The organism is Roseomonas genomospecies 6 (assembly GCF_008365375.1).
Classification (GTDB): Bacteria; Pseudomonadota; Alphaproteobacteria; order Azospirillales; family Azospirillaceae; genus Azospirillum.
Genome location: NZ_QOKW01000001.1, coordinates 223,598 through 248,378 on the forward strand (window position 1 = coordinate 223,598; position 24,781 = coordinate 248,378).

Here is a 24,781-nt window from a genome sequence, read left to right on the forward strand (position 1 = left end):
CGGACCGTCAAGCCATGGCGGGCTGCTGGTCGCGGACCATCGCCGCGAAGGCGTCGGGGGCCACCGGGCGGCCGAACAGGTAGCCCTGGAGCAGGTCGCAGCCGATGGAAACCAGGAAATCCCGCTGCTCCACCGTCTCCACCCCTTCGGCCACCGTGACGAGGCCGAGGCCGTGCGCCATGCCGACCGCCGCGCGGACCAGCGCCCCGTTCTTCAGATTGTCGGGGATGTCCACCATGAAGGCGCGGTCGATCTTCAGCTTCGACACCGGAAGCTGCTGCACGTAGCTGAGCGAGGAATAGCCCGACCCGAAATCGTCGATGGCCACCTGCACGCTGATGGCTTCCAGTTCCGTCAGGGTCTGCACGGCGGTCTTCAGGTCGCGCACCGCCGCCTGCTCGGTGATCTCCAGCCCCAGCCGCCCCCGCAGCGCCGGGTGCTGGCCCAGCAGTTCCTCCAGGCGGGCGCTGAGATTGCCGCGCAGGAACTGGGGGCCGGAGATGTTGATGAAGACCTGATCCGGCAGGGTGCCCGCCCGCTCCCATACGGCCATCTGCTCCACGACCGTGCTCAGCACCCAATCGGTGATGGGAACGATCAGGCCGCTTTCCTCCGCCACCGGAATGAATTCGCCGGGGGAGACCGGCCCCAGCGTGTGCTGGTTCCAGCGCAGCAGCGCCTCCGCCCCCACGATCCGCCCGGACCGGGCCTCGACGATGGGCTGGTAGGCCATGTGCAGCTCGTTCCGCTCGATGGCGTGGGCGAGATGCATGGTCAGGAACATGCGCCGGGTCGCCGCCGCGGCCATTTCCGGGGTGTAGAAGCAGACCGAATTGCCGCCGTTGTGCTGTGCCGCCTGAAGCGCCAGCTTGGCCTTGGCGTTCAGTTCCTCCAGCGTCCGGATGTCAGTGTCCTGCACCGCGGCGCCGATGGACAGCCGCAGCCGGACCCAATGGCGGTCGGCGTAGATGGAGGCGGTCAGCCGGTCGTGCAGAAGGTCGGCCAGCGTCTCCGCCTGCTCCGCGCTTTCCACGCGGGACAGGGCGGCGAACTCGTCGGCGGCGATGCGGCAGACGTAGGTCTGCTGCGGAAGCACCTCCGTCACCCGGCTGACCATCGCCTTCAGCGCCGCGTCGCCCACATGGAAGCCGAACGCCTCGTTGATGTCGCTGAACTGGTCCACATCGAGCGCGTAGAGGGCGAACAGCCCGCCCTCCTGGCCGGGGAAGGGGGCCGCGAGCACGGCCTCGCACTCCTCCAGGAAGGCGGTGCGGGTCAGAACTCCGGTCAGCGGGTCGTGCCGGGCAAGGTAGGTCGCCCGCTGCTCCGCCGCCAGACGTTCCGAGATGTCGCGGATGATGCCGACGAACACGACCTCGCGCGCCAGCCGGGCCTCGCCCACGCTGAGGTGGATCGGGAACACCGCGCCGTCCTTGCGCCGGCCCAGCGCGTCGCGCCCGATGCCGATGATCTTGGCGCGGTCCGTCTCCAGATAGGAGCTGATGTACTTGTCATGGTCGCGGGAGAAGGGAGGCGGCATCAGGACGGAGACGTTCCGCCCGATCAGTTCCTCCTCGTCATAGCCGAACAGGTCGCGGCAGGAACGGTTGACCGTGCGGATGATGCCCTTGCGGTCCGCCACCACCACGCCGTCCACCGCCGCGTCGAGCAGGGTCGTCACGAAGGGGTCGCGGCGCAGGACGAAGTCGGCGACACGGGCGGGGTCGGTCACGTCCTGGAACAGGCCGAGGAAGCCCTCGGCGGCGGAGTCGCCCGTGCGATGGGGCAGGACGCAGCCGGTCAGCACGCCGCGCCCGCCACCCGACCGTTCGAACTCGCCATCGACGGGGGCGGACTCGCCGGTCTGCGCCGCCCGCTCCAGCGCCTGCGCCACGGCGCGCGCCAGGGGATGATCGAACGCGTCGAGCGTCCGCCCCGCCAGGGCTTCGGGCGTTGTGTTCAGGGCGGCGGCGAAGGTCGCGTTGGCGAAGAGGCAGCGCCCCCCGGCGTCGGCATAGACCAGCGCAAGGGAGGCCCGGTTCAGAAGGCTTTCGGCCAGCGACGCGAGGAACGCCGGTGTGCGCGGCATTTCCGGTGCGGACAGGCCGCCGTAGCCCTGATTCTCTGCCGAAGACTCGTTGGACAACACCGCACCCGTCCACCATGGCCCCCGAAGCGCAGTTCCGGGGAGCACTGAATTAAGTTGTCATTATGACGGCTCGCGGCCCGTTTTCCAACAAATTGCGGCGAATTCACAACATTTGTCGCGGTCCCCTCACCCCGACTTCACAATCTGAAGCTGGGATGCGCCGTCTTGTTTCCCCTGAACGAAACGTTGTCGGCGGAGAGCGCGCTCGACCAGGGTCTACACCTTTCGATATACACCCTGGCGCAACCGGAGGCAAGACGCCCCCGGCTCACGCCGCCGCGGCCAGTTCCCGCGCGCGCTGGGAAAGCTTCTGGAAGGCGCGCTCCTCGATCTGGCGGACGCGTTCGCGGCTGACGCCGTAGACGGCGGCCAGATCCTCCAGCGTCTTCGGCGACGGATTCAGGCGGCGGGCGGTCAGGATCTCGCGCTCGCGGTCCTTCAGCACCTCCATCGCCTCCCGCAGCATGGCGCTGCGGTGCGCCGCCTCGTCGCGCTCCAGAAGGGCGTCCTCGGCGTTCGGGCGCTCGTCGGGCAGGAAGTCCTGCATCTCGGCGGTGCCCTCCCCGGCGGAGAGCGGCGCGTTCAGCGAGGCGACCGGCTGGACGAAGCGGCGGTTCACGGCCACCACGTCGCTCTCCGGCACCTCCAGTTCCCGGGCGATCCGGGTGACGCTTTCCGGCTTCAGGTCGCCGTTGCCGAACTCGCCCAGCTTGCGCTTCAGGCGGGACAGGCCGAAGAACAGCTTCTTCTGCGCGCCGGTGGTGCCCAGCTTCACGAGGCTCCAGGAGCGCAGGATGTATTCCTGGATGGAGGCCTTGATCCACCACATCGCGTAGGTGGACAGGCGGAAGCCGCGGTCCGGCTCGAATTTGCGGACGGCGGTCATCAGGCCGATGTTCCCCTCGCCGATCAGGTCGGTCATCGGCAGGCCGTAGCCGCGGAAGCCGGTGGCGATCTTGACGACCAGACGCAAATGGCTGGTCACCAGTTTGCGGGCGGCGTCCATGTCGCCATGCTGGCGCCAGGCGGTGGCGAGCACATACTCCTCCTCCGCGCCCAGCACGGGGAAGCGGTGGACCTGCTCGACGTAACGGGACAGCGACTCGCCGGAAAACGGCGCGCTCAGCGCAACTGCGGTGCTCATGTCACATCCTCAGGCAAGCGATATGACCCAATCCACCGGCCCCCGTCTTGGGCGACCGGTACCTTCACCGTGAAGGCATCCATAGTTTACGCGGGGGCTGCGGCAAGTCAACGCCGTGTGGACGATGACAGGCTTTCGGTTTGGATTGGAGCGGTTGCATCGGGGCCGGCCTTGCCGCACCCTGTTCCGGCGCACCCGAACCCCCATCAGACGGTCGCCCGCATGATCCGCGCCGCCTTCGCAACACTTCTGTTCGCAATCGCCACCACGGGTCTGCCGGCAGGCTCCCGCTCCGCGGCGGCGGAGGCGCCCGCCTTTGGCCTGCCGGTGGATTGCCGGGTTGGGGAGACCTGCTTCGTGCAGAACTACGTCGATGAGGACCCCGGTCCCGGCTGGCGGGACCACGCCTGCGGGCGGTTGAGCTACGACGGCCACGACGGCACGGACTTCCGCCTGCCCGATTACACGGCCATGGACAAGGGCGTCGCCGTTCTGGCCGCCGCCGCCGGCACCGTTCTGCGGGTGCGCGACGGCATGGAGGACGTGAACGTCAACGTCATCGGGCGCGACACGGTGGACAAGGTCGGCGGCGGCAACGCCGTCATCATCGACCACGGCGACGGCTGGCAGACCGCCTACCTGCACATGAAGCGCGGCAGCGTCGCGGTCACCCCCGGCCAGCGGGTCGAGGCCGGGCAGCGGCTGGGCGAGATCGGCCTGTCGGGGCTGACCGAATTCCCCCATCTGCATTTCGGCGTGCGCCACAACGGCACGGCGGTGGACCCCTTCGTCGGCCAGCAGCCCGTCACCGCCTGCGGCCAGTCCGTGACGCCCCTGTGGAACGCCGCCACGGCAAAGGCGCTGGCCTACCGCCCGACCGCGGGCCTCGGCGCCGGCTTCGCCACCCGCGTTCCGGAGGCCGAGCCGGCCCGCCGCGGCGACTTCGCCAAGGAAGCGCTGACCGCGGCCTCGCCCCTGCTGGTTCTGTGGTCGGACATCATGGGCGTCCGCGACGGGGACACCCAGCGCATCCGCATCCTGGACGGCCAGGGCCGGACCCTGTTCGACAACAGCAAGGCGATTGCGGGGGACAAGGCCGCCTGGTTCGCCTATCAGGGGCTGAAGCGCCCGGCGGCAGGCTGGCCCCCAGGACCTTATCGGGGGATCGTGACTCTGACCCGCGGCGGCGAGACGGTCGTCACGCTCGAACGCCGGCTGGAGGTCCGCTGAGGCCGCGGATGCCGGTTACGACGTCGCCCCCGGCGTCATGCCGTCGGGAACCCCTTGGGTCAGCAGCGTGGTCAGCCAGCGGAAGTTCGGCGCGCTTTCGGCCCGGAGCGCGCTCTGCACCACCTGCATGGCCTCCTGCGCGTCGGGCGCCGGCAGGTCGGGGGGCTGCCCTTCATAGGCATGGCCGCCGGACGCCTCGTCCGCCCCGCTCTGCGCGAAGACGCTGACGGCACCGATTCCGAGCCGATGGGCGATGGCGGAGCTTCCCGTGACCGGCCCAACCGCGGCGGAGGCCATCAGCCCATCGCCGCCCTCGCCGCCGCCGACTCCGTTCAACTGCTCCAGCATCGCGGCGAACTGGCCGGCGAGTTCCCCCGCCTGCCTGGGCGCGCCCGTGCCTTTGCGCTCCAGAAGCTCTTCGGCCCGGATGCGCATCAGTTGGGAAGCGTCGGCGTTGGCCGGTATCGACATGGCGCGTGGACCCTTGCGGCGTTAACCCTGGGGCGTTCGGCTACCGCATCATGGCAAGCAAGGGCCGGGCCACCGCCGGATGAAGGGACCGGATGAATGGGAAAGCCGGGATGCGGCGCGTGATGGCGTTCCGCGCACCCGGCAGATTTTTCCCCTCACCCGGCAAAAATAACCCGCCGCCCGGCAAAAACCGACCGGTGCGGCTCTCTCAATCGCGGAAGTTCACATACTGCAGGGGCTGCTCGATCTTCAGCCCGCGCACCACGGCGATGGCGTCCTGCAGGTCGTCGCGCTTCTTGCCGGTGACGCGCAGTTCATCGCCCTGGATGGAGACCTGGACCTTCATCTTGCTGTCCTTGATCGCCTTGACGATGGTCTTGCCGAGATCCTGGGCGATGCCCTGCTTGACGGTGACGACCTGGCGCAGCGCGTCGCCCGCGGCGCGTTCCGGCTTGTTGGAATAATCCAGGGCGCCCGCGTCGAGCTTGCGGCGCGTCACATAGACCCGCAGCAACTCCTGCATCTGTTCGAGCTTGGGGGCATCGTCGGCCAGCAGGACGATGTCGTTCTCGGTGCGCTCCACGGTGCAGCGCGACCCCTTGAAGTCGAAACGGGTCTCGATCTCGCGGCGCATGCCATTCAGCGCGTTGTCGATTTCGTGGATGTCGGTCTTGGACACAATGTCGAAGGACGGCATGAAGCCCTCTTTGCTCAGGCGGACGGAAGTGCCGGAACCGTAGACGAGGCCGCACCCCGCCTTCAAGGGGGGTGCGCCGAATTCGTCATCAAGAGCGTCAGGTCGGCTGGCCGGGATGCTGGAACTCGATTCCCGGGTTGCCGCCCGGCCCGCCGTTGCCCGGCGCGTTCTCATAGGGCTTTTCCGGCATCTTGGGCTGCGGCTGCGCGTAGAACCGCGGCTCCCGGTCGTCCCAGGACCGTTCGAAGGGAAGGCGCATCATCGGGTTGGTGCCGTTGCGCTGGGCCTCCCTCTGGGCTTCCTGGAGCTGCTCCGCCATGCGGCGGTCCCACGGCAGGCGGTAGAGGTTCGGCGCCTGATCCCACATCAGGGTCAGGTAGATCGCCTCGTTCTCGATCATGGTGGCGCTCAGCACCTTCGCCTCGGGGACGTTGGCGCCCATCCATTCCAGCGTGACCGGCTTCGCCCTCCCCAGCAGGGTCGCCGGCGCCGCATAGGCGGCCGGCAGCATCAGCGCGAACAGCAGCAGGATCAGCGCGCGCGCCATCCGGTGGCGCGCCCAGCGCAGGGCCGACAGGACGAGCAGCAGCGTGACGATCGCAAAGAAGCCGAAAAGGACGGTCAGGCTTTCCATGATGGCGCTCTCTCGATCCGGCGGGTCAGTTCTTGGCGGCGCGCAACGGCTTGAACACGGCGTTCAGGGAACCCTGCACCAACTCCCCCCGTTCCGTCAGGGTGAAGCGGAAGGCGGTGATCTCCTGACCTTCGTGGTCCAGCCGGACGCGTGTGGCGGCGATGGTGGCGGCCCCCGATTCATGCTCCGCCTTGACGCGGGCGACCACCCTGACCCAGATTGGGAAGACGTTCTCAAGATTGCGGAACATATGCACATTGACCGTGTATTCCCCCGGCGGAATCCCGCGGGAATAGGAGGTCTCGAAATTCACTTCGGTCGGATCGGCGTAGGCGCCCAGATCGTCGCGCAGAAGGTTGAAGATCAGCCCGGACTTGTTCGAATAGCCCACCGGCACGTCGCCCGGCGCCTGGACCCACAGATCCACGTCGCTGCGCAGCTTGTCGTCCCAGCGGGCTTCGATGATGACGTTCCCCGGCGGGTCTTCCGACGATTTCCCGGTTCCCTCCTTCCCCTTCGGATTCACATGGGGCAGCAGCAGCAGGACCATGCAGATGAAGCCGGCAAGCGCCAGCGTGATCATGTCGCGGAACACCGTCCCGGTGTCGTCGCCTTCGTGCCAGGGATCATACATGAGCGCTTCCCGGGGCTGGGCGGCTCAGGCCGGCCTCCCCTGTCATCGGAAGCGTGGAGCGGTTCGGTGCGCCGGTTCCGCCTTCGGGATCGACTCCGTGGGCGGCGTCGATCAGGGCGGCGGCCAGATTCGCCGTGCCCGTCGCCAGAAGCTGGTAGTTGGCCGTCAGCCACAGGCTGAGCACCGACCCCACCAGGGTGGTGTAGAGCGCGATTCCCATGCCGTGGATCATCCCGCCGACCATGCCGCCGATGGCCCCGGCGTCCGACGCCTGCGCGGGGTCCACGCCCTTCAGAGCCTCCACGAATCCGACCACCGTGCCGATCAGCCCCAGCATCACCAGGGCGTTGCCGATCTGACGGATGAAGATGATCCGCCCGAACAGGCGCAGTTCCAGCGCCCGCGTGGCGTTCGCGCTGCCGGACCGGACGATGGCCTGACGGAAGGCGTCCAGCCGCCCGCCCTGACCGCGCTCGACGTGATCCAGCTCCGACGTGACCTTTTCGATCCGCCACGCGACGGCGGCGAGGCCGGCCAGGAACAGCAGAAAGATCAGGATGCAGATCCGGCTGCTGTCGGCCTGAACGATGGTGTCCACCCAACCGTTCAGCCATGCCAGCGCGAGGCCCGCCGCCCCGAACAGATTGATGGCGGCGAAACGGCTCCACAAAAGCCACTGGTTCATCGGCGCACCTTCCGGGATTTGCGCGATGACGGAGGCAAAAAGGATTCATCCGTCTGCCAATGAACCCCGACCTGGGCCAAGAGTTCCCGCGGCCTGACGACGGGTCGAGGCGGTCATCCCGGAACTTTCGGACAGGCAATCCCCTCCTCCGGCTTCTCCCGGAAGGTGAATGGAAGCCGGTCAGGCCAGCCCGTGGCTCCTCAGGAAGGGGCCGTATTTCCGGTCGGTGCCCTGGATGTGCTTGATAAGCCAGTTCTTCAGGAAGTTCATGACCTCCATGCTGAGCGTGGCGGTGGCGCCGGCATGGTATTTCCGCTGCACCTCCAGCACTTGGCTGGCCAGGGCGTCGTGCTCCGCCTTGTGGGCGTCGAGGTCCGGATAGCCGAGGCGGGCGAAATGCTCCTCCTCGTTGGTGAAATGCGATTTGGTGTAGGCCACGAGACTGTCGAGGATGCCGCCCAGCGCCTCCTTGCTGCGCCCCGCCTGGACGGCGTCGAACAGGTCGTTGACCAGGGCGACCAGTTGCTTGTGCTCCTCGTCGAACTGCGCGATTCCGACGCTCAGCTTGTCGTTCCACACCATCAGCGGCATAGCGCCATTTCCCCTTCTGCCGGACTTCGGTTCCCCCAGCGGCGTGGGCAATAACCACGGCCGGCGCAAGGGTATCCCTTTCCTCCCAACGGTTCAACGTCCGGCAGTCCGCGGCCAAATGGCCGCGTTACGCCATCTCCTCGGCGAAGTGGCAGGCCACCAGCCGCCCGTCCACCGGGCGAAGCGCGGGCACCTCCGCCGCGCAGCGTTCGGTGGCGTAGGGGCAGCGCTTGTGGAAGGGGCAACCCGGCGGCGGGTTCAGGGGCGAAGGCAATTCGCCCTTCGGCACGACCCGCTCCGCCCGCAGCGCCGGGTTCACCCGCGGCGTGGCCGCCAGAAGGATGCGGGTGTAGGGGTGGCGCGGGCGGGTGAAGACCGTGTCCTTCGGACCGTGCTCCACCGGACGGCCCAGATACATCACCATGACCGCGTCGGCGATGTGCCGCACCACGCTAAGGTCATGGGAGATGAACAGGTAGGCGAGGTTCAGTTCCTCCTGAAGATCCATCATCAGGTTGAGCACCTGCGCCTGGATGGACACGTCGAGCGCCGACACCGGCTCATCCGCCACGACCACCCGCGGGTTCAGCATCAGCGCGCGCGCGATGGCGATGCGCTGGCGCTGGCCGCCGGAGAACATGTGCGGGTAGCGGTCCACCTGATCGGGGCGCAGGCCGACCTTCGCCATCATGGCGACGGCCCGTTCCCGCCGCTCCTGCTTGCCCATCGGGGTGTTGATGACCAACGGTTCCGACAGGATGGAGCCCACCGTCTTGCGCGGGTTCAGCGATCCGTAGGGGTTCTGGAACACCATCTGGACGGTGCGCCGCAGTTCCTTCATCTCCGACGCGGTGCGCCCGACCACGTCGCGCCCGTCGTAGAGAAGCTGGCCGGACGAGGGCGGCTCGATCATGGTGACGGAGCGGGCCAGCGTGGACTTGCCGCAGCCGGACTCGCCGACCACGGCCAGCGTCTTACCGGCTTCGAGCTGGAAGGACACGCCGTCGAGCGCCTTGACGGTGGCCGCCGGCTTGAAGGCGCTGCGCTTCACCGCGTAGTGCTTGCGCAGATGGATGGCTTCCAGAACCACCGGCCCGGTGGCCGGCATGACCTCGGTGAGGATATCGGACATCACAGAACCTCCCCGGCGCCCACCGGAGCATCGGCGAGCGGGTAGAAGCAGCGCGCCTTGCCGGCGTCCACGTCGAACAGGGCGGGCCGCTCGATGCGGCAGCGGTCGGTGGCGAAGCGGCAGCGCGGGTTGAACAGGCAACCCTCCGGACGGTCGCCGATGCCCGGCACCACGCCGGGAATGGTCGGCAGCCGGCGCTTGCCCAGCGCCCGTTCGGGAAGCGCGTCGAGCAGCGCGCCGGTGTAGGGGTGGCGCGGCGCCTTGAACAGGGCGTCCACCGGGCGAGTCTCGGCCACCTGCCCGGCGTACATGACGACCACCCGCTGCGCCGTCTCCGCCACCACGCCCATGTCGTGGGTGATGAGGATCAGCGCCATGCCCCGCTCCTTCTGGAGGCGGACCAGCAGGTCGAGAATCTGCTTCTGGATGGTCACGTCCAGCGCCGTCGTCGGCTCGTCCGCCACCAGCAGGCGCGGGTTGCAGGCGATGGCGATGGCGATCATCACGCGCTGGTTCATGCCGCCGGAAAGCTGGTGCGGGAAGGCCGACAGGCGGCTTTCCGGGGCCGGGATGCCGACCTGCTCCAGCAGTTCGATGGCGCGGTTGCGCAGCGCCTTGCCGGACAGCCCCTCATGCACCTTCAGCGTCTCCATGATCTGGAAGCCGACGGTGAAGCAGGGATTCAGGCTGGTCATCGGCTCCTGGAAGACCATGGCCACGTCCTTGCCGGTGATCTTCCGGCGCTGCGACGGGCTCATCGCCAGCAGGTCCTTGCCGCCGAAGGTCATGCGGTCGGCGACCACCGTGCCGTTGGAGCCGAGCAGGCCCATCACGGCGAGCGAGGTCACGGACTTGCCGGACCCGGACTCGCCGACGATGCCCACCACCTCGCCCTCGTCCACGGTGAGGTCGATCCCGTCCACCGCGCGGAAGGTGCCGGCGCGGGTGGTGAACTCGACGGACAGGTTCTTGATGTCGAGAAGAGGCATGGCAGGCATCAGCGTTTCAGCTTGGGGTCGAGCGCGTCGCGCAGCCCGTCGCCCAGCAGGTTGAAGGCCAGCACCGTCACCAGGATGGCCACGCCGGGCCAGGTGACGACCCAGGGGGCGCGCTGGAGGAACTGGAGGGAGGAGGCCAGCATGGTGCCCCACTCCGGAGTCGGCGGCTGCGCGCCCAGGCCGAGGAAGCCCAGGGCCGCCGCGTCCAGGATCGCCGTGGAGAAGCCGAGCGTCGCCTGGACGATCAGCGGCGCCACGCAGTTGGGCAGGATCACCACCAGCATCAGCCGCAGCGGCCCGGCCCCGGCGACGCGCGACGCGATCACGTAGTCCTTGTTCGTCTCCGCCATCACGGCGGCGCGGGTCAGGCGGGCGTAGTGCGGGATCACCACGATGGACACGGCCAGCATGGCGTTCACCAGCCCCGGCCCCAGGATCGCCGCCACCACCACGGCCAGCAGAAGGCTGGGCAGCGACAGCAGGATGTCCATGAAGCGCATCACCAGCGCGTCGGTGACGCCGCCGAAGAAGCCGGCGATCATGCCCAGCGCCAGCCCGACCGCCAGCGACAGCGTCACGACGATCAGACCGATCATCATCGACAGCCGCGCCCCGAAGATCAGGCGGGACAGCATGTCGCGCCCGATGTCGTCGGTGCCCAGAAGGAAGGCCCAGCGCCCGCCCTCCTGCCAGACCGGCGGCACCAGGATGGCGTCGCGGTACTGGATGTTGGGATCGTGCGGCGCCACCACGTCGGCGAACAACGCCACCAGGGCGATCACCAGGATCACGGCCAGCCCGGCCATGGCCCCCTTGTTCTGCCGGAAATGGTACCAGAACTCGACCAGCGGGTGCGGCGGCTGGGAAACCGGCGGAGAAGCGGCCGGAAGGGTTTCCGGAAGGCCCGTCGTCGTAGGAGTCGTCATGGCTCACCTCACCGCGAATGGCGGATGCGGGGGTTCAGGACGCCGTAGAGAACGTCCACCAGCAGATTCACGGTCATCACCGTCGTCGCGATCAGCAGCACCCCGCCCTGGAGCGCCGGATAGTCGCGGCGGTTGATGCTCTCGATCAGCCACTTGCCCACGCCGGGCCAGGAGAAGATGGTTTCGGTCAGGATCGCGCCGCCCAGCAGCGTGCCCACCTGAAGCCCGATCACGGTCACCACGGGGATCAGCGCGTTGCGCAGGGCGTGCATGCCGATCACCCGTTTGCCCGCCAGACCCTTGGCCTTCGCGGTGCGGATGTAGTCCTCGCCCAGCACCTCCAGCATGGCGGAGCGCGTCATGCGCGCCACGACGGCCAGCGGAACGGTGCCCAGGACGATCATCGGCAGAACGAGGTGGTGCAGCGCCGACCAGAAGGCCCCGTATTCGCCGGCCATCAGCGTGTCGATCAGCATGAAGCCGGTCACCGGCTCCACGTAATAGAGCAGGTCCAGCCGTCCGGACACCGGCGTCCAGCCGAGCCCGACCGAGAAGAACAGGATCAGAAGCAGGCCCCACCAGAAGATCGGCATCGAATAGCCGGTCAGGCTGATGCCCATCACGCCGTGGTCGAAGATCGAGCCGCGCCGGACCGCCGCGATGATGCCCGCGGGCAGGCCGACCACCGTCGCGAACAGCATGGCGAGCGCGGCCAGTTCCAGCGTCGCCGGGAACAGCGTCAGGAATTCGCTGAGGACCGAGTTGCGCGTCACCAGCGACGTGCCGAGGTCGCCCTGGAGGACCCCGCCGATGTAGTCGAAGAACTGCTGCCACAGGGGCTGGTCCAGCCCCAGCTCGCGCCGCAGTTCGAGAAGCCGTTCGGGGGGGATGCCGCGCTCGCCCACGCGGACCTCGATGGGGTCGCCGGGGACAAGGCGGATCAGAAGAAAGGTCAGGAAGGTGACGCCGAGAAAGGTCGGAATCACCAGGCTCACCCGCGTCAGGATGAAGCGTAGCATCGGATCGTCACCGGGGCTCGAAACGAAAGCAGGGGGCATGCGCCCCCCTTTTCCTCTGCGTCCGCAAAGGGAAGCCGGGGGTTTAATGCCCCGGCCACCACTTTGTAAAGCCGTTTACTACGCCGATATTATTGTTTCAAATCGACGCCGTAGAAACGATGGATGCCGAACGGGTCCATCTTGTAATCGACCACATTCTTGCTCAGCGCCATGTGCACGACCGAGTGCGCGACGGTCAGCCACGGGGCCTCTTCCTTGAAGATGACCTGCGCCTGCTCGTACAACTTGGTGCGGGCGGCGGTGTCGGTGGTGCGCTTGGCCTGGAGGACGAGGTCGTCGAACTCCTTGTAGCACCACTTGGCGATGTTCGACCCGCCCGGACGCGCGGCCTCGCAGCCCAGCAGGACGTGCAGGAAGTTGTCCGGGTCGCCGTTGTCGCCCGTCCAGCCCAGCATGCCCATCTGGTGCTCGCCGGCCTGGAGGCGCTTGCGGTACTCGCCCCACTCGTACTGCACGACCTTGGCCTTGATGCCGACCTTGGCGAGGTCCGCCTGCATCATCTCGGCCATGCGCTTGGCGTTGGGGTTGTAGGGGCGCTGCACCGGCATGGCCCACAGGTCGGTCTCGAAGCCGTTCGGGAAGCCGGCCTCGGCCAGCAGCTTCTTCGCGCGCTCCGGATCGTAGGGGTAGTCCTCGATCTCCTTGTTGTACGACCACATGGTCGGCGGGATCGGGTTCTTCGCCGGCACGCCGGCGCCCTGGTACACCGCATCGACCACGGCCTTCTTGTCGATGGCCATGTTCAGCGCGCGGCGGACGCGCACGTCGTCGAAGGGCTTCTTGGTGACGTTGAAGGCCAGATAGCCGACGTTCAGGCCCTCCTGCTCCATCAGCGTGATGGAAGTGTCCTTCTTCATCGCCTCCAGATCGGCCGGGTTCGGGTACGGCACGACGTGGCACTCGCCCGCCTTCAGCTTGGCGTAGCGGACCGCGGCGTCGGGGGTGATGGCGAAGACGAGGTTGTCGAGCGGCGCCTTGCCGCCCCAATACTGGTCGAACGCCTTGTAGCGGATGACCGCGTCCTTCTGATAGGCGACGAACTGGAACGGGCCGGTGCCGATCGGGGCCTGATCGATCTTGTCGATCTGGTTCTTCTTCTGAAGAGCGTCGGCATACTCGGCGGACTGGATGGCCGCGAAGGGCATCGCGAGGTTGGCGATGAAGGGCGCCTCGACCTTGTTCAGCGTGAACTTGACCGTGTGGTCGTCGACCTTCTCGATCGACTTCAGCAGGTCCGGCATCGCCATGTCGTTGAAGTAGTCGTAGGCGCCGCCGGACACCTTGTGGAAGGGATGATCCTTCTTCCACTGACGGTTGAACGACCACAGAACGTCGTCCGCGTTGGCGTCGCGGGTCGGCTTGAAGTCGTTGTTGCTGTGCCACTTCGCGCCCTTGCGGAGGTGGAACGTGTAGGTCAGCCCGTCTTCCGACACCTCCCACTTCTCGGCGAGGCCGGGGACGACCTTGGTGCCGCCGCGCTCGAACTGCACGAGATTGTTGTACACGGGCAGCGAGACGTCGAAGCTCGTTCCGGTCGTGTTGACCATCGGGTTGAAGTTTTCGGGGCTGCCCTCGGAGCAATAGACGAGGGTCTTGGCGGCCTGGGCCGGCGCAGCAAGCGCCAAGGTGGCGGCAACGCCAAGCCCGGCACCCAGCAGGATGCGCTTCATTCCTAACAACCTCCCGTGTTCGGTCGAAAGGGCCGCCGGTTCTCTCCGGTCGGCCTGTGATGTGCCGTTCATTTGGCTCGTGGCCGAATCGTCTGTCAACACGCAACCGGATGGCATCACGCAAGGTCTATGGCAAGCGTCAGCCCAGCCGGAACTTCAGGCGCGGCCCGATCTCCGTGAAGCCCTCGCGCTTATAGAAACGCAAGGAATCCGGCCATTCCGTGGCAGACGGCGCGCCGACCTCCACCCGCGTCCAGCCGTGGCGGCGGCCATGGTCCAGAACGGCCCGGATCAGCGCCCGCCCCACCCCGGCGGAGCGCGACTCCGGCGTCACGTACAGTTCCCGGATGGTCCCGAACCGGCCGAGGGCGGAGATGCAGGCCCCCTCCGACAAGGTCGCCACGCCGGCCGCGCGGCCCGCCCGATCCTCGGCCAGGAAGACGGTGCAGGACACGCCGTCGCCGCTCAGCAGCGACTCCGCGACGGCCAGCATGACGGCCCGCGGCGTGTCGTTCTGCCCGGCGGAGAGTTCGGACAGCAGCGCCGCCACGAGCGTGGCGACCGTCCCCGCGTCGGCGAGTCCGGCCCTGCGCACACGAACGTCGGTCATGACCGGTCCTCCCCATTACCCCATCTTATGGTCAACAAGCCTCCGCCTCGATGGTCAGGCTGTCCAGGAGAAAGCTGCCGTCCTCCTCAATGGCGAAGTGGCGGCGCACCTCGTCGGAAGCCAGATCCTGCAAAGCACGGATGGCCTGGGAGCGCAGGTCGGGGGTGGAGGTGCGGGCGGTCCAGACGGCGAAGTCCATGCGCAGGCGGCGCGGCGTCAGGCCGGTCACGGCGAAGCCGGAGCGGGACAGGGCGGCCAGCCACTCCGCCGCGCTGTAATCGCGGACGTGCGAGGTGTCGCGCAGCAATTCCACCGCCTGGAGATGGGTGTCGAGCAGCGGATGCCCCGGCGCCACGATGTCCACGAACACCGCCCGCCCGCCGGGGGCCAGCACCCGCCGCGCCTCGCGCAGGCCGGCCTCGGCGTTCAGCCAGTGATGCGCGCTGAAGCGGCTCAGCACCACGTCGAAATGACCGTCCGCGAAGGGCAGCCGCTCGGCGGGGGTCTGGGTGGTGACGATGTTGGTCAGGCCGCGCTCCGCTGCGTTGCGGGCCACCGCCTCCAGCATCTGGGCGGTGACGTCCACGGCGACCACCTCGGCGGCGTGAGGGGCGGCGCGGTAGGCGACATGACCGCCGCCGCAGCCGAGATCCAGCACGCGGGCAGCGTTCTTCCCACGCAGCGTGTCCTCGATCTGGTCCAAATCGGCGCCGGAGGCGTGGACCGCGCTGGTCACATAGGCGTCGGCACGCTGGCCGTACTGTTCGGCGACGACGCCGTGGTGGCTGTTGGTCATGGCGATGGCTCTCCTTCTGCCCCGCATTATGGCACGGGGCGCCCGCCGCTCACCCATCCCCAGGGTGGGACGCTGATCTACGAACAAGTGACGTTGTGCCCCGCCGGACGATCCGACTACAAGCTGAAGACGCTGCTGGGGCCGCAGGCTCCGTAAGACGCCCACCGACACGCCCGGACGCCCCATGGACAACCAGCCGCGCAACGCCGCCCTGATGGCCTACGGCCTTTACCTTCTCTCCTCGGCCTTCTTCGCGTCCAACGTGGTGATCGGGCGGGCCGCGGCCTCCATCGTGCCGCCGGTCGGGCTGGCCTTCTGGCGCTGGGTGCTGGCCTTCCTCATCATCCTGCCGCTGGCCCTGCCCGGTCTGATCCAGCACCGCCACGTTCTGCGCGCGTCCTGGAAGCGCTTCCTTCTGCTGGGCGCGCTGGCGCAGGGAATCTGCGGCGCCGTCGTCTACATGGGACTGGAGCGCACCAGCGCGACCAACGCCGCGCTGATCTACGCCACCAGCCCGGTCATCATCCTGATGATCGCCGCCCTGTGGCTGCGCGAGAAGGTCACGCCGCGGCAGGCTGTGGGAATCGCCGTCGCGATGGCTGGCGTGCTGGTGATCCTGACCCGCGGCGACGCGCAGGCGCTGCTGCATCTGTCCTTCAACGCGGGCGATCTTCTGATCCTGGTGGGGTCGGCGGCCTGGGCGGTCTACACGGTGCTGCTGCGCCAGACGCGCAGTTCGCTGCCGGTGGTGACCATGTTCGCGGCGAACGCCTTGGCCGGGGCCATCGTCCTGGCTCCCTTCTACGCGTGGGAGACGCTGGCCCTGCGCCCCGTCCCGCTGAGCGGAGAGGCCGCCATCCGCATCGCCGGGGTGGCGCTGTTCGCCTCCGTCCTGGCCTTTCTAACCTACCAGAAGACGATCAACCTGATGGGTCCGGCGCGGGCCGGCACCTCGCTCTATGTCATGCCGCTGTGGGCGGCGGTGGCGGCCTGGGCGCTGCTGGGCGAGCGGTTGCAGATGTTCCACCTGCTGGGCGTGCTGCTGGTGCTGCCGGGGGTGGCGCTGGCGACCCTGCCGCCGCGCGCCGCCCCCGCCAAGCCGGTCAGCCGATCATCGGAAGCCTGAGCCCCTGCTCCTTCGCGCAGTCCTTGGCGATGTCGTAGCCGGCGTCGGCGTGGCGCATCACGCCGGTGCCCGGGTCATTGGTCAGCACCCGCTCCAGCCGCTTCGCCGCGGCGTCCGTCCCGTCGGCGACGATGACCATGCCGGCGTGCTGGCTGAAGCCCATGCCGACGCCGCCGCCATGGTGCAGCGACACCCAGGTCGCCCCCGATGCGCAGTTCAGCAGCGCGTTCAGCAGCGGCCAGTCGGATACCGCGTCCGACCCGTCGATCATCCCCTCCGTCTCGCGGTTCGGGCTGGCGACGGAGCCGCTGTCCAGATGGTCACGCCCGATGACGATGGGGGCCTTCAGTTCGCCCTTCGCCACCATCTCGTTGAAGGCGAGGCCGAGCCGCGCCCGGTCGCCCAGCCCCACCCAGCAGATGCGCGCCGGCAGTCCCTGGAAGCGGATGCGCTCCCGCGCCATGTCCAGCCAATTGTGCAGGTGCGGGTTGTCGGGGATCAGCTCCTTCACCTTGACGTCGGTGCGGAAGATGTCCTCCGGATCGCCGGACAGGGCGGCCCAGCGGAAGGGGCCGATGCCACGGCAGAACAGCGGGCGGATGTAGGCCGGAACGAAGCCGGGGAAGGCGAAGGCGTCCGCCACCCCCTCGTCCTTGGCGACCTGCCGGATGTTGTTGCCGTAATCCAGCGTCGGCACGCCCATGGCGTGGAAGTCCAGCATGGCGCGGACGTGCGTCGCCATCGACGCCTTGGCCGCCGCGACCACCGCCGCCGGGTCGGTGCGGCGCTTCGTCTCCGCCTCCTCCATCGTCCAGCCGGCGGGGAGATAGCCGTTCAGCGGGTCGTGGGCGCTGGTCTGGTCGGTGACCGCGTCGGGGCGGAAGCGCGGGTCGGCCTTGGCGCGGCGCACCAGTTCCGGGAACACCTCCGCCGCGTTGCCGAGCAGGCCGACCGACACCGCCTTGCCGGCGGCCTTGGCCTCCCAGAGGATCGCCATGGCCTCGTCCAGGCTGGTGGCGGAGCGGTCGAGATACTTGGTCTCAAGCCGCCGTTCGATGCTGCGGGCGGAGCATTCCACGGCCAGCATGGACGCCCCGGCCATGGTGGCGGCCAGGGGCTGCGCACCGCCCATGCCGCCCAACCCGCCGGTCAGAATCCAACGCCCCTTGAGGTCTCCGCCGTAATGCCGCCGCCCGACCTCGACGAAGGTCTCGTAGGTGCCCTGCACGATGCCCTGGCTGCCGATGTAGATCCAGGACCCGGCGGTCATCTGGCCGTACATCATGAGGCCCTTGGCATCCAACTCCCAGAAATGGTCCCAGGTCGCCCAGTGCGGCACGAGGTTGGAGTTGGCGATCAGCACGCGCGGCGCGTCGGCGTGGGTGCGGAAGACGCCGACCGGCTTTCCCGACTGGACCAGCAGCGTTTCGTCCTCGTTCAGGGTCTTCAGCGTCGCCACGATGGCGTCGAAGCAGTCCCAATTCCGCGCCGCCCGCCCGATGCCGCCATACACCACAAGCTCGTCCGGATTCTCCGCGACGTCGGGGTCGAGGTTGTTCATCAGCATGCGCAGCGGCGCCTCGGTCAGCCACGATTTGGCGGACAGCTCCGTGCCGTGCGGCGCCCGGATGACTCGGCGGTTGGCCGGCTGCCCGACCGGCGCGTTGGTGTCGGTCATGTGACTCGTCCCTCTCGTATTTTGCTTGGTGGGCTTGTTGTTTTCAGGCGGGAACAGTGCCGCTGCCCAGGAGGACGGTCAACGTCTCCCAAGGGGTGGAGCGCGTGCGGGCGTGCAGGCGCTTGTCCAGTGTGACGAGCGGCGCGCCTCGCAATTCGGCAAGTGCGAGATAGGCGCAATCATACACCGGGTGATCAAGGCGACGGGCGATGCCGAACGCCTGTGACCACAGGACGGTTGGCGGCACCAGTTCGGACAGGGCATGGGGAAGCCTGTTAACGAAGCTCTCGGCCTGATCCCCTGGAATGTCACCACGCCGTGCCATTTTCCAGACAGCGTTGGCGACCTCGATCAGAATGAAATCCGGGGCGATCAAGAATCTGGGTGAGAGAAGAAGGGCTTCCGCCGTTTCCGCCATCGGGTCTCGAATGCCCCACAGCACCGCGACGCTGGCATCCACCACGAACGTCATCGCTCCCGGTCCTCACGGATGATGGCGGCGATGTCGATCGAAGCATCGGGTGGGGTCATTGCACGGATGCGCCGGAATTCCTCCGCGAGCGCCCGGCGGTCGGGCGGGGCTTCCGCCGCGGCATCCTCGACGATCTTTCCGATTTCTTCCTCAATGGACCGCCCAGCGATGCTCGCCCGCATCTTCAAGCGGTCGAGCACGTCCTCTTCGATCTTCAGCGTGATCTCGCCCATGGCCAAGTCACCTCCGTCCGCGTCGTCCCGATGATAGTCTACCCTTGGAGCCTTTTCACCAGCCGCCCGCTCCGCACCATCACCGCGCAGGGGTTGGCTCCGAGCCAGTAGCACAGCTCCGCCGGGTCGCCGACGTCCCACACGGCCAGATCGGCGGCCTTGCCGGGTTCCAGCGTGCCGTGGGTGCCGGCCATGCCCAAAGCCTGGGCAGCGTTGCGGGTGACTCCGGCCAGCGCTTCCTGCGGGGTCAGGCGGAACAGGGTGCAGGCCATGTTCAGCATCAACAGAAGCGACACGGCGGGCGAGGTTCCGGGGTTGCAGTCGGTGGACACCGCCATCGGCACGCCGTGGCGCCGGAACAGCTCGATGGGCGGCAGCTTGGTCTCGCGCAGCATGTAGAAGGCGCCGGGCAGCAGCACGGCGACCGTCCCCGCCGCGGCCATCGCCCGCGCGCCCTCCTCGCCCGTGTGCTCCACATGGTCGGCGGACAGCGCCTTGTAGCGGGCGGCCAGCGCCGCCCCGCCGCCGTCCGAGAGTTGGTCGGCGTGCAGCTTCACCGGCAGACCCAGCCGTTGCGCGGTGTCGAACACGCGGGCCGTCTGCTCCGGCGAGAAGGCGATCCGCTCGCAGAAGGCATCCACGGCGTCCAGCAGCCCGTCCGCCGCCAGGGCGGGCAGCATCTCCTCGCAGACCAGCGCGATGTAGTCGTCGGCCCGTCCGGCGAATTCCGGCGGCAGGGCGTGGGCGGCGAGACCGGTCGTCCGCACCGTCACGGGGAAGCGCTCGCCAAGCGCCCGCGCCGCGCGCAGCATCCGCCGCTCCGTGGCGAGGTCGAGGCCGTAGCCGGACTTCACCTCCACCACCGTCACGCCCTCGTCCAGCAGCCGGCGCAGGCGGACGGCGGCGCTCGCGATCAGGCTGTCCTCGTCGGCGGCACGGGTGGCGGCGACGGTCGAGGCGATGCCGCCGCCGGCGCGGGCGATCTCCTCGTAGGTCGCACCCTCCAGCCGCATCTCGAACTCGCGGGCGCGGTTGCCGCCGAAGACCAGATGGGTGTGGCAGTCGATCAGGCCGGGGGTGACCCAGCGTCCGCCCAGATCATGCTCTTCCGCGGCGCATCCCGCGGGCCTGTCCCTGGCGGCGCCGATCCAGGCGATCCGGCCGTCCTTCACGGCGATCACCGCATCCCGAACATTGCCCATCGGCGCCATGGTGGCCGCATGACCGTTGAACCACAGGCTGTCCCACTCCATCATCCCCCTCCCCGGCTTCGCGCCGCTGTCCGCCCCACCTTACATCGCCATGCCAATCACCGACACCTCCCCATCCCTGCGCTCGGCGCATCCGGTCCTGCTCTGCGCCGATGACTACGGTCTGTCGCCGGGCGTCAACGAGGCCATCCGCGATCTCATCGCCGCCGGGCGCCTGACGGCGATCTCGGCCATGACGCTCTGCCCTTATTGGGCGGAGGGAGCGGCGCCGTTGAAGGCGCTGTCCGAAAAGGCCGACGTCGGGCTGCATTTCACCCTGACCGACCAGACGCCGCTGGGTTCCCTGCCGAAGCTGGCCCCCGGCGGAAAGCTGCCGCCGCTGGGCACGCTGATGAAGCTGGCCTACACCGGGGGGCTCGCCCCCCAGGAGATCCGGGAGGAACTGGCCCGTCAGATCGACGCCTTCGCCGCCGCCTGGGGCGGCCCGCCGGCCTACATCGACGGGCACCAGCACGTCCACCAGCTTCCCACCGTGCGCGAGGCGGTGGCGGACGCCCTGGCGGCCCTGCCCGGCGCCTATGTCCGCCTGTGCGCGGAGCCGGTCGCCGCGGTCCTGCGGCGTGGCGTGGCCGTTCCGAAGACCCTGCTGATCGGCGGGCTGGGCGGCGGTCTGGCGCGGCTGGCGCGGGCGCGAGGCATTCCGGCCAACGACCGCTTCGCCGGGGTCTACGATTTCTCCGGACGCCGGCCCTTCCCCGATCTGATGGCGCGCTTCCTGGACCGCCCCACCGGGCGCCTGCTGGTGATGGTGCATCCCGGCATCCCTGACGAGGCCCTGCGCCGCGCCGACCCTCTGGTGGACCAGCGCAAGGTGGAACACGATTATCTGAAAAGTCCGGCCTTCGCCGCCCTGCTCGCCGAGCGGAACATCCGCCTCGCCCGCTTCGCCGACTTTCCGGCGGCATGAGTTCCAGCGGTCATTCTTGACCCTTCCGACGGTTCGTCCCTACGATGGTACACATAGGGTCGGAACGAGGGGGCTCTTCCATCCGGAGGGACGACGAACAACATCCCCTCGACAAGAATCGACCCACATGAGGGGATGCGGGAATGCACGACAACGGGATTTCGGGCGGGATGCCGTCCGGGCCGCCGGGCGGTCAGGGGGCTGGCGGCTGGGTGGATTTCTGGAACCGGCCCAACGCCATCTACGCGAATCAGCGCAATCTCGAGGCACACTTCGCCTGCCTGCAAAGTGACATCGAAGCCCATCTTCCGGAGGGGGGGACCGTCCTGGATTTCGGGTGCGGCGACGCGCTGGCGGCGGAGGCCATGGCGAAGCGCTGCCGGAACGTCTGGCTCTACGACGCCGCCCCGGCCGTGCGGCAACGCCTGCGCGAGCGGCTGTCCGGCCATCCGGGAATCCGGGTTCTGGACGACGACGACCTCGCCGCCCTTCCAGCGGGCAGCATCGATCTGGTGCTGGCCGTCTCCGTCCTCCAGTACATCCCGCGGGAGGAGCTGGACGGCGTCCTCCGGCTCTGGCGCGGTCTGGTCGGTGCGGAGGGGCGCGTCCTGATCGCCGATGTGGTCGACCCCGACACGCCGATGCTGCGCGACATCGCCAGCCAGCTCGGCATGGCGCGGCGGCATGGTTTCCTGATGGCCGCCCTGATGGGGCTGGGGCGGATGGCGCTGTCCGACTACCGCCGCATCCGGCGCGAGTCCGGGTTTTCCACCTACACGCCCGCGGACCTGGAATCGCGGCTGTCCGCCGCCGGGCTGCGGGCCGAACGGCTGCCGAAGAACATCGGACCGACCCCGCACCGCCACTCCTTCATCGCCCGTTCCCACGCTCAGTAGGAGAGCGCTCAGCGGGCGGGTGATCCGGCGTTGAAGGTCCAAAAGCGGTTCGCGCCGAAGCTCCACAGCATCACCAGCGCCGTCGCGGTGAGCTGGGCCGGCAGGTAATGCAGGCCCAGCCGCTGCGCCAGCCCCCACATGATCGCGCTGTTCAGGCACAGCCCGACCGCCGCGACGGCCACGAACTTGGTGGCGGTGGGCAGGTGCTCCTGCTCGCTGCGGAAGACGTGGCCGTAGTTCAGCAGGTAGCTGATGACGCCGCCAACGATGAACCCCGCCGCCGAGGCCAGCACCGGCGGAGCCGACGCCAGTTCCGACAGGGCGATCAGAACGCCGTAGTGGCCGACCGCCGCCGCGCAGCCGACCACGACGAACAGCAGGAACTGCACCAGGGGGGCATGCGCCGTTCGGCGGTCCGCCGGTTCCGGCGTCAATCCTCGCCGTCCACCCATTCCCTCTGCCGGAGCTTGTAGCGCTGGATCTTGCCCGTTTCCGTCCGCGGCAACTGGTCCAGGAACTCCACCGCGCGCGGGTACTTGTAGGGGGCGATCCGGTCCTTGACGTAGCATTGCAGCCGTTCCGCCAGATCGTCGCTGGGCCGCACGCCGTCGCGGGTGACGATGAAGGCCTTGGGGATGGAGCCGCGCAACGGGTCGGGTGCGGCGATGACCGCGCATTCCTCCACCGCCTCGTGGCGAAGCAGGACGTCCTCCACCTCCAGGCCGGAAATCTTGTAGCCGGCGGAGACGATCAGGTCGTCGGTCCGGGCGTGATACCAGAAATAGCCGTCCTCATCCATGCGGAAGGCGTCACCGGTCAGGTTCCAGCCGCCCTGCACGTAATTCTCCTGGCGCGGGTCGTCCAGATAGATGCAGCCGGTCGGGCCGCGCACGGCCAGCCGCCCGATCTGGCCGGGCGGCAGCGGGGTCAGGCTGTCGTCCACCACACGGGCCTCGTAACCCGGAACCACCTTGCCCGTGGCGCCGGGCCGGACGGCGCCGGGCGGGGAATGCAGGACGGCGTTCAGCATCTCCGTGGTGCCGAAGCTGTCCAGGATCTCCATCCCCGTCACCGCCTGCCAACCTTCCAGCGTGGTGGCCGGCAGCGGCTCCCCCGCCGAGACGCAGGCGCGCAGCGTGCGCAGCCCTTCCGCCAGCGCCGGGTTCTCCTCGATGCGCGCGGTCATGGCGCGGTAGACGGTCGGCACGGTGAACATCACCGTCGCCTTGTGCCGGGCCGTCACCTCCAGAAGCCGTTCCGGCGTGGCCCGGTCCAGCAGCACCACCGCGGCTCCGACCCGCAGCGGGAACAGCAGCATCCCCCCCTGCCCGTAGGCGAAGGCGAGCGAGGGGGTGCCGCAGAACACGTCGTCGCCGCTGGTCTTCAGCAGAGATTGCGGCGACAGGTCGGCCACGGCCAGAAGGTCGCGGTGGAAATGCGCGGTCGCCTTCGGCTTGCCCGTGGTGCCGGAGGTGAAGGCGATCAGCGCCACATCGTCGGCAGCGGTGTCCGCCGCGTCGAAGCCCGGCGGCGTCCCCTCCAGCCACGCCTCCAGATCGCCGCCGTTGAAGGTCGCGACGGGCATCCGCCCGCCCTTTGCTTCCGCCGCCGCGCCCAAATCCTTCACGAATCGCGCGTCGCACAGGGCCAGCGAGACGGCGGCGCGCTCGATGATGCTGTCCAGTTCCGCCGCGCGCAGCAGGGGCATGGTCGGCACCACCACGGCCCCGGCCTTCAGCACCGCCAGCCAGCAGGCGGCCAGCATCGGCGTGTTGGTCCCGCGCACCAGCACCCGGTTGCCCGGCACGATCCCGAACCGCTCCGTCAGGACCCGCGCGATGCGGTCCACCGTGTCGCGGAACCGGCCATAACTCCACACGTCGTCGTTTCCGATGACGCATGGCCGCTCGTCCCAGCCGCGCTCCCGCCAGACGTCCAGCAGGGCCGCGGCGGCGTTCAGCCGTTCGGGATAAGTGAGTTCGGGCCGGTCGTAGGAGAAATCGGGCATCTGCTCCGGCGGCGGCAGCCGGTCGCGGGTGAAGCTGTCGATATGACCGGACCGAATCATCCCCTGACGCCTCCGCCACGCACCGTTTTCTTGAGCTTTCCCAAAAGCCCCATCAGTTGAACCACGTCGCCGTGAGGCATCTCCGCCGTCAGTTCGGCCAGCCAGCGGCGTTGCGCCGCCGTGATGGCCTGCGCCAGGGCGCTGCCTTCGGGAGTGATCCGGACGAACTGCATGCGCCGGTCGTTCGACGCCGCCGCGCGCGTGACCAGCCCGTCCTTCGTCAGCCGTTCTACAATGCCGGTGATGTTTCCGTTGGTGACCATCATGCGCTTCGACAACTCGCCCATGGTCAGCCCCTCCGGCTGGCGGTCGAGCAGGCACAACAGGTCGAAACGCGGCTGGGTGGTGCTGAACTCATCGCGCAAACGGCTGCGCATCCGGGCGCCGATCAGAACGGCGCACGCCGAAAGACGCAACCAGAGGCGCATCTCCGGGGAGGCGGCAAGGTCGGCCGCTGCCTCCACATCGACCGACACGTCCCCCTGCGCCTCGACCGATGAATCGGCCGATGCGGTGGCGGGTCCCTTCACGGTCTGTCTCCACTCCCGGTGGGAGGCATCCGCCGCAGCGCCGCCTCCTCTTCGTTCGAAGACTTACTGTAGTGTGACGCTCGGCCTTTGAGCCATGCAAGGAAGGAATGCTTGGTGCACAAGCAATAGTCATTTGCGCAGGGACCGGGCGCTT

Annotated in this window: 26 protein-coding genes; 4 read left to right on the forward strand and 22 right to left on the reverse strand. The window is 68.4% G+C overall.

The window, feature by feature from the left end; translation table 11 throughout:
- Positions 1-7 precede the first annotated feature (7 nt).
- Together DS843_RS01020 and rpoH are read right to left on the reverse strand one after the other, a co-directional pair.
- Positions 8-2,146 carry a putative bifunctional diguanylate cyclase/phosphodiesterase gene (locus DS843_RS01020; RefSeq protein ID WP_286191872.1) on the reverse strand — a complete coding sequence of 713 codons (2,139 nt, stop codon included), beginning with the start codon at positions 2,144-2,146 and terminating at the stop codon, positions 8-10.
- 271 nt (positions 2,147-2,417) lie between these two features.
- Positions 2,418-3,293 (reverse strand): RNA polymerase sigma factor RpoH, encoded by an 876-nt coding sequence (gene rpoH / locus DS843_RS01025; RefSeq protein WP_149467034.1) that lies wholly within the window; start codon positions 3,291-3,293, stop codon positions 2,418-2,420.
- Between the two features lie 222 nt (positions 3,294-3,515).
- Between rpoH and DS843_RS01030 the strand changes: the two genes are divergently transcribed.
- Positions 3,516-4,523, forward strand: coding sequence for a peptidoglycan DD-metalloendopeptidase family protein (locus tag DS843_RS01030; RefSeq protein ID WP_149467035.1), 1,008 nt, complete (start codon positions 3,516-3,518; stop codon positions 4,521-4,523).
- A 15-nt stretch (positions 4,524-4,538) separates the two neighbouring features.
- Here the strand turns inward: DS843_RS01030 and DS843_RS01035 are convergent, their stop codons facing one another.
- The 13 genes from DS843_RS01035 to DS843_RS01095 all read right to left on the reverse strand — a co-directional run bounded on the left by DS843_RS01035 (position 4,539) and on the right by DS843_RS01095 (position 15,446).
- Complete coding sequence (locus tag DS843_RS01035) at positions 4,539-4,994, reverse strand: hypothetical protein (RefSeq protein ID WP_149467036.1); 456 nt, start codon at positions 4,992-4,994, stop codon at positions 4,539-4,541.
- A 208-nt stretch (positions 4,995-5,202) separates the two neighbouring features.
- Positions 5,203-5,691, reverse strand: a complete 489-nt coding sequence (locus DS843_RS01040) for a YajQ family cyclic di-GMP-binding protein (RefSeq protein ID WP_149467037.1) — start codon at positions 5,689-5,691, stop codon at positions 5,203-5,205.
- A 97-nt stretch (positions 5,692-5,788) separates the two neighbouring features.
- Complete coding sequence (locus DS843_RS01045; RefSeq protein WP_149467038.1) at positions 5,789-6,325, reverse strand: hypothetical protein; 537 nt, start codon at positions 6,323-6,325, stop codon at positions 5,789-5,791.
- A gap of 25 nt (positions 6,326-6,350) precedes the next feature.
- Entirely contained in the window at positions 6,351-6,959 is a 609-nt protein-coding gene (locus DS843_RS01050; RefSeq protein WP_149467039.1) for a hypothetical protein, read from the reverse strand.
- Positions 6,952-7,644, reverse strand: coding sequence for a MotA/TolQ/ExbB proton channel family protein (locus tag DS843_RS01055; RefSeq protein WP_149467040.1), 693 nt, complete (start codon positions 7,642-7,644; stop codon positions 6,952-6,954). Before DS843_RS01055 ends, DS843_RS01050 begins: the two co-directional genes overlap by 8 nt.
- Positions 7,645-7,824: 180 nt before the next feature.
- Positions 7,825-8,235 (reverse strand): bacteriohemerythrin, encoded by a 411-nt coding sequence (locus DS843_RS01060; RefSeq protein WP_149467041.1) that lies wholly within the window; start codon positions 8,233-8,235, stop codon positions 7,825-7,827.
- A 127-nt stretch (positions 8,236-8,362) separates the two neighbouring features.
- The gene (locus DS843_RS01065) at positions 8,363-9,367 is read right to left on the reverse strand and encodes a peptide ABC transporter ATP-binding protein (protein WP_149467042.1); all 1,005 of its coding nucleotides are present in this window, start codon (positions 9,365-9,367) and stop codon (positions 8,363-8,365) included.
- Positions 9,367-10,356 carry an ABC transporter ATP-binding protein gene (locus DS843_RS01070; RefSeq protein WP_149467043.1) on the reverse strand — a complete coding sequence of 330 codons (990 nt, stop codon included), beginning with the start codon at positions 10,354-10,356 and terminating at the stop codon, positions 9,367-9,369. Before DS843_RS01070 ends, DS843_RS01065 begins: the two co-directional genes overlap by 1 nt.
- Positions 10,357-10,364: 8 nt before the next feature.
- On the reverse strand, positions 10,365-11,291 hold the full coding sequence (locus tag DS843_RS01075; RefSeq protein WP_149467044.1) for an ABC transporter permease subunit: 927 nt from the start codon (positions 11,289-11,291) through the stop codon (positions 10,365-10,367).
- Positions 11,292-11,299: 8 nt separating this feature from the next.
- Positions 11,300-12,310, reverse strand: coding sequence for an ABC transporter permease subunit (locus DS843_RS01080; protein ID WP_149467045.1), 1,011 nt, complete (start codon positions 12,308-12,310; stop codon positions 11,300-11,302).
- Between the two features lie 128 nt (positions 12,311-12,438).
- Positions 12,439-14,040, reverse strand: coding sequence for an ABC transporter substrate-binding protein (locus DS843_RS01085; protein WP_149467046.1), 1,602 nt, complete (start codon positions 14,038-14,040; stop codon positions 12,439-12,441).
- 139 nt (positions 14,041-14,179) lie between these two features.
- Complete coding sequence (locus DS843_RS01090) at positions 14,180-14,650, reverse strand: GNAT family N-acetyltransferase (RefSeq protein WP_149467047.1); 471 nt, start codon at positions 14,648-14,650, stop codon at positions 14,180-14,182.
- A 31-nt stretch (positions 14,651-14,681) separates the two neighbouring features.
- On the reverse strand, positions 14,682-15,446 hold the full coding sequence (locus tag DS843_RS01095; RefSeq protein ID WP_149467048.1) for a class I SAM-dependent methyltransferase: 765 nt from the start codon (positions 15,444-15,446) through the stop codon (positions 14,682-14,684).
- 184 nt (positions 15,447-15,630) lie between these two features.
- Between DS843_RS01095 and DS843_RS01105 the strand changes: the two genes are divergently transcribed.
- Positions 15,631-16,572 (forward strand): DMT family transporter, encoded by a 942-nt coding sequence (locus DS843_RS01105; RefSeq protein WP_149467049.1) that lies wholly within the window; start codon positions 15,631-15,633, stop codon positions 16,570-16,572.
- On the opposite strand, the gene hutU is transcribed toward DS843_RS01105, so the two are convergent.
- From hutU to hutI, 4 genes are read right to left on the reverse strand one after another with little or no spacing between them, the layout of a single operon-like run.
- Positions 16,550-18,250 (reverse strand): urocanate hydratase, encoded by a 1,701-nt coding sequence (hutU, locus tag DS843_RS01110; RefSeq protein WP_149467050.1) that lies wholly within the window; start codon positions 18,248-18,250, stop codon positions 16,550-16,552. The two genes, DS843_RS01105 and hutU, sit on opposite strands and share 23 nt — an antisense overlap.
- 43 nt (positions 18,251-18,293) lie before the next feature.
- Positions 18,294-18,722, reverse strand: a complete 429-nt coding sequence (locus DS843_RS01115) for a type II toxin-antitoxin system VapC family toxin (protein WP_149467051.1) — start codon at positions 18,720-18,722, stop codon at positions 18,294-18,296.
- Positions 18,719-18,955, reverse strand: coding sequence for a FitA-like ribbon-helix-helix domain-containing protein (locus DS843_RS01120; protein ID WP_149467052.1), 237 nt, complete (start codon positions 18,953-18,955; stop codon positions 18,719-18,721). The genes DS843_RS01115 and DS843_RS01120 overlap by 4 nt, the downstream gene beginning before the upstream one ends.
- Positions 18,956-18,993: 38 nt before the next feature.
- Positions 18,994-20,208, reverse strand: coding sequence for an imidazolonepropionase (gene hutI, locus DS843_RS01125; protein WP_149467053.1), 1,215 nt, complete (start codon positions 20,206-20,208; stop codon positions 18,994-18,996).
- Between hutI and DS843_RS01130 the strand changes: the two genes are divergently transcribed.
- The gene (locus tag DS843_RS01130) at positions 20,183-21,133 is read left to right on the forward strand and encodes a ChbG/HpnK family deacetylase (protein ID WP_286191873.1); all 951 of its coding nucleotides are present in this window, start codon (positions 20,183-20,185) and stop codon (positions 21,131-21,133) included. The two genes, hutI and DS843_RS01130, sit on opposite strands and share 26 nt — an antisense overlap.
- 143 nt (positions 21,134-21,276) lie before the next feature.
- Positions 21,277-22,029 (forward strand): class I SAM-dependent methyltransferase, encoded by a 753-nt coding sequence (locus tag DS843_RS01135; RefSeq protein ID WP_149467054.1) that lies wholly within the window; start codon positions 21,277-21,279, stop codon positions 22,027-22,029.
- A gap of 8 nt (positions 22,030-22,037) precedes the next feature.
- Here the strand turns inward: DS843_RS01135 and DS843_RS01140 are convergent, their stop codons facing one another.
- Genes DS843_RS01140 through DS843_RS01150 form a run of 3 tightly spaced genes read right to left on the reverse strand, consistent with a single transcriptional unit; the run spans position 22,038 to position 24,627 of the window.
- On the reverse strand, positions 22,038-22,463 hold the full coding sequence (locus tag DS843_RS01140; RefSeq protein WP_286191874.1) for a GtrA family protein: 426 nt from the start codon (positions 22,461-22,463) through the stop codon (positions 22,038-22,040).
- Positions 22,460-24,097 carry an AMP-binding protein gene (locus DS843_RS01145; protein ID WP_149467056.1) on the reverse strand — a complete coding sequence of 546 codons (1,638 nt, stop codon included), beginning with the start codon at positions 24,095-24,097 and terminating at the stop codon, positions 22,460-22,462. Before DS843_RS01145 ends, DS843_RS01140 begins: the two co-directional genes overlap by 4 nt.
- Positions 24,094-24,627, reverse strand: a complete 534-nt coding sequence (locus DS843_RS01150; RefSeq protein ID WP_149467057.1) for a MarR family winged helix-turn-helix transcriptional regulator — start codon at positions 24,625-24,627, stop codon at positions 24,094-24,096. The genes DS843_RS01145 and DS843_RS01150 overlap by 4 nt, the downstream gene beginning before the upstream one ends.
- Positions 24,628-24,781: the final 154 nt, after the last annotated feature.

Coding starts and splice junctions, on each gene's coding strand:
- hutU (WP_149467050.1), bottom strand. CDS start 18,250: ATGACCGACACCAACGCGCCGGTCGGGCAGCCGGCCAACCGCCGAGTC.
- DS843_RS01055 (WP_149467040.1), bottom strand. CDS start 7,644: ATGAACCAGTGGCTTTTGTGGAGCCGTTTCGCCGCCATCAATCTGTTC.
- DS843_RS01095 (WP_149467048.1), bottom strand. CDS start 15,446: ATGACCAACAGCCACCACGGCGTCGTCGCCGAACAGTACGGCCAGCGT.
- DS843_RS01050 (WP_149467039.1), bottom strand. CDS start 6,959: ATGTATGATCCCTGGCACGAAGGCGACGACACCGGGACGGTGTTCCGC.
- DS843_RS01115 (WP_149467051.1), bottom strand. CDS start 18,722: ATGACGTTCGTGGTGGATGCCAGCGTCGCGGTGCTGTGGGGCATTCGA.
- DS843_RS01035 (WP_149467036.1), bottom strand. CDS start 4,994: ATGTCGATACCGGCCAACGCCGACGCTTCCCAACTGATGCGCATCCGG.
- DS843_RS01135 (WP_149467054.1), top strand. CDS start 21,277: ATGCACGACAACGGGATTTCGGGCGGGATGCCGTCCGGGCCGCCGGGC.
- DS843_RS01060 (WP_149467041.1), bottom strand. CDS start 8,235: ATGCCGCTGATGGTGTGGAACGACAAGCTGAGCGTCGGAATCGCGCAG.
- DS843_RS01145 (WP_149467056.1), bottom strand. CDS start 24,097: ATGATTCGGTCCGGTCATATCGACAGCTTCACCCGCGACCGGCTGCCG.
- DS843_RS01040 (WP_149467037.1), bottom strand. CDS start 5,691: ATGCCGTCCTTCGACATTGTGTCCAAGACCGACATCCACGAAATCGAC.
- rpoH (WP_149467034.1), bottom strand. CDS start 3,293: ATGAGCACCGCAGTTGCGCTGAGCGCGCCGTTTTCCGGCGAGTCGCTG.
- DS843_RS01070 (WP_149467043.1), bottom strand. CDS start 10,356: ATGCCTCTTCTCGACATCAAGAACCTGTCCGTCGAGTTCACCACCCGC.
- DS843_RS01080 (WP_149467045.1), bottom strand. CDS start 12,310: ATGCTACGCTTCATCCTGACGCGGGTGAGCCTGGTGATTCCGACCTTT.
- DS843_RS01045 (WP_149467038.1), bottom strand. CDS start 6,325: ATGGAAAGCCTGACCGTCCTTTTCGGCTTCTTTGCGATCGTCACGCTG.
- hutI (WP_149467053.1), bottom strand. CDS start 20,208: ATGGAGTGGGACAGCCTGTGGTTCAACGGTCATGCGGCCACCATGGCG.
- DS843_RS01105 (WP_149467049.1), top strand. CDS start 15,631: ATGGACAACCAGCCGCGCAACGCCGCCCTGATGGCCTACGGCCTTTAC.
- DS843_RS01085 (WP_149467046.1), bottom strand. CDS start 14,040: ATGAAGCGCATCCTGCTGGGTGCCGGGCTTGGCGTTGCCGCCACCTTG.
- DS843_RS01120 (WP_149467052.1), bottom strand. CDS start 18,955: ATGGGCGAGATCACGCTGAAGATCGAAGAGGACGTGCTCGACCGCTTG.
- DS843_RS01090 (WP_149467047.1), bottom strand. CDS start 14,650: ATGACCGACGTTCGTGTGCGCAGGGCCGGACTCGCCGACGCGGGGACG.
- DS843_RS01030 (WP_149467035.1), top strand. CDS start 3,516: ATGATCCGCGCCGCCTTCGCAACACTTCTGTTCGCAATCGCCACCACG.
- DS843_RS01075 (WP_149467044.1), bottom strand. CDS start 11,291: ATGACGACTCCTACGACGACGGGCCTTCCGGAAACCCTTCCGGCCGCT.
- DS843_RS01065 (WP_149467042.1), bottom strand. CDS start 9,367: ATGTCCGATATCCTCACCGAGGTCATGCCGGCCACCGGGCCGGTGGTT.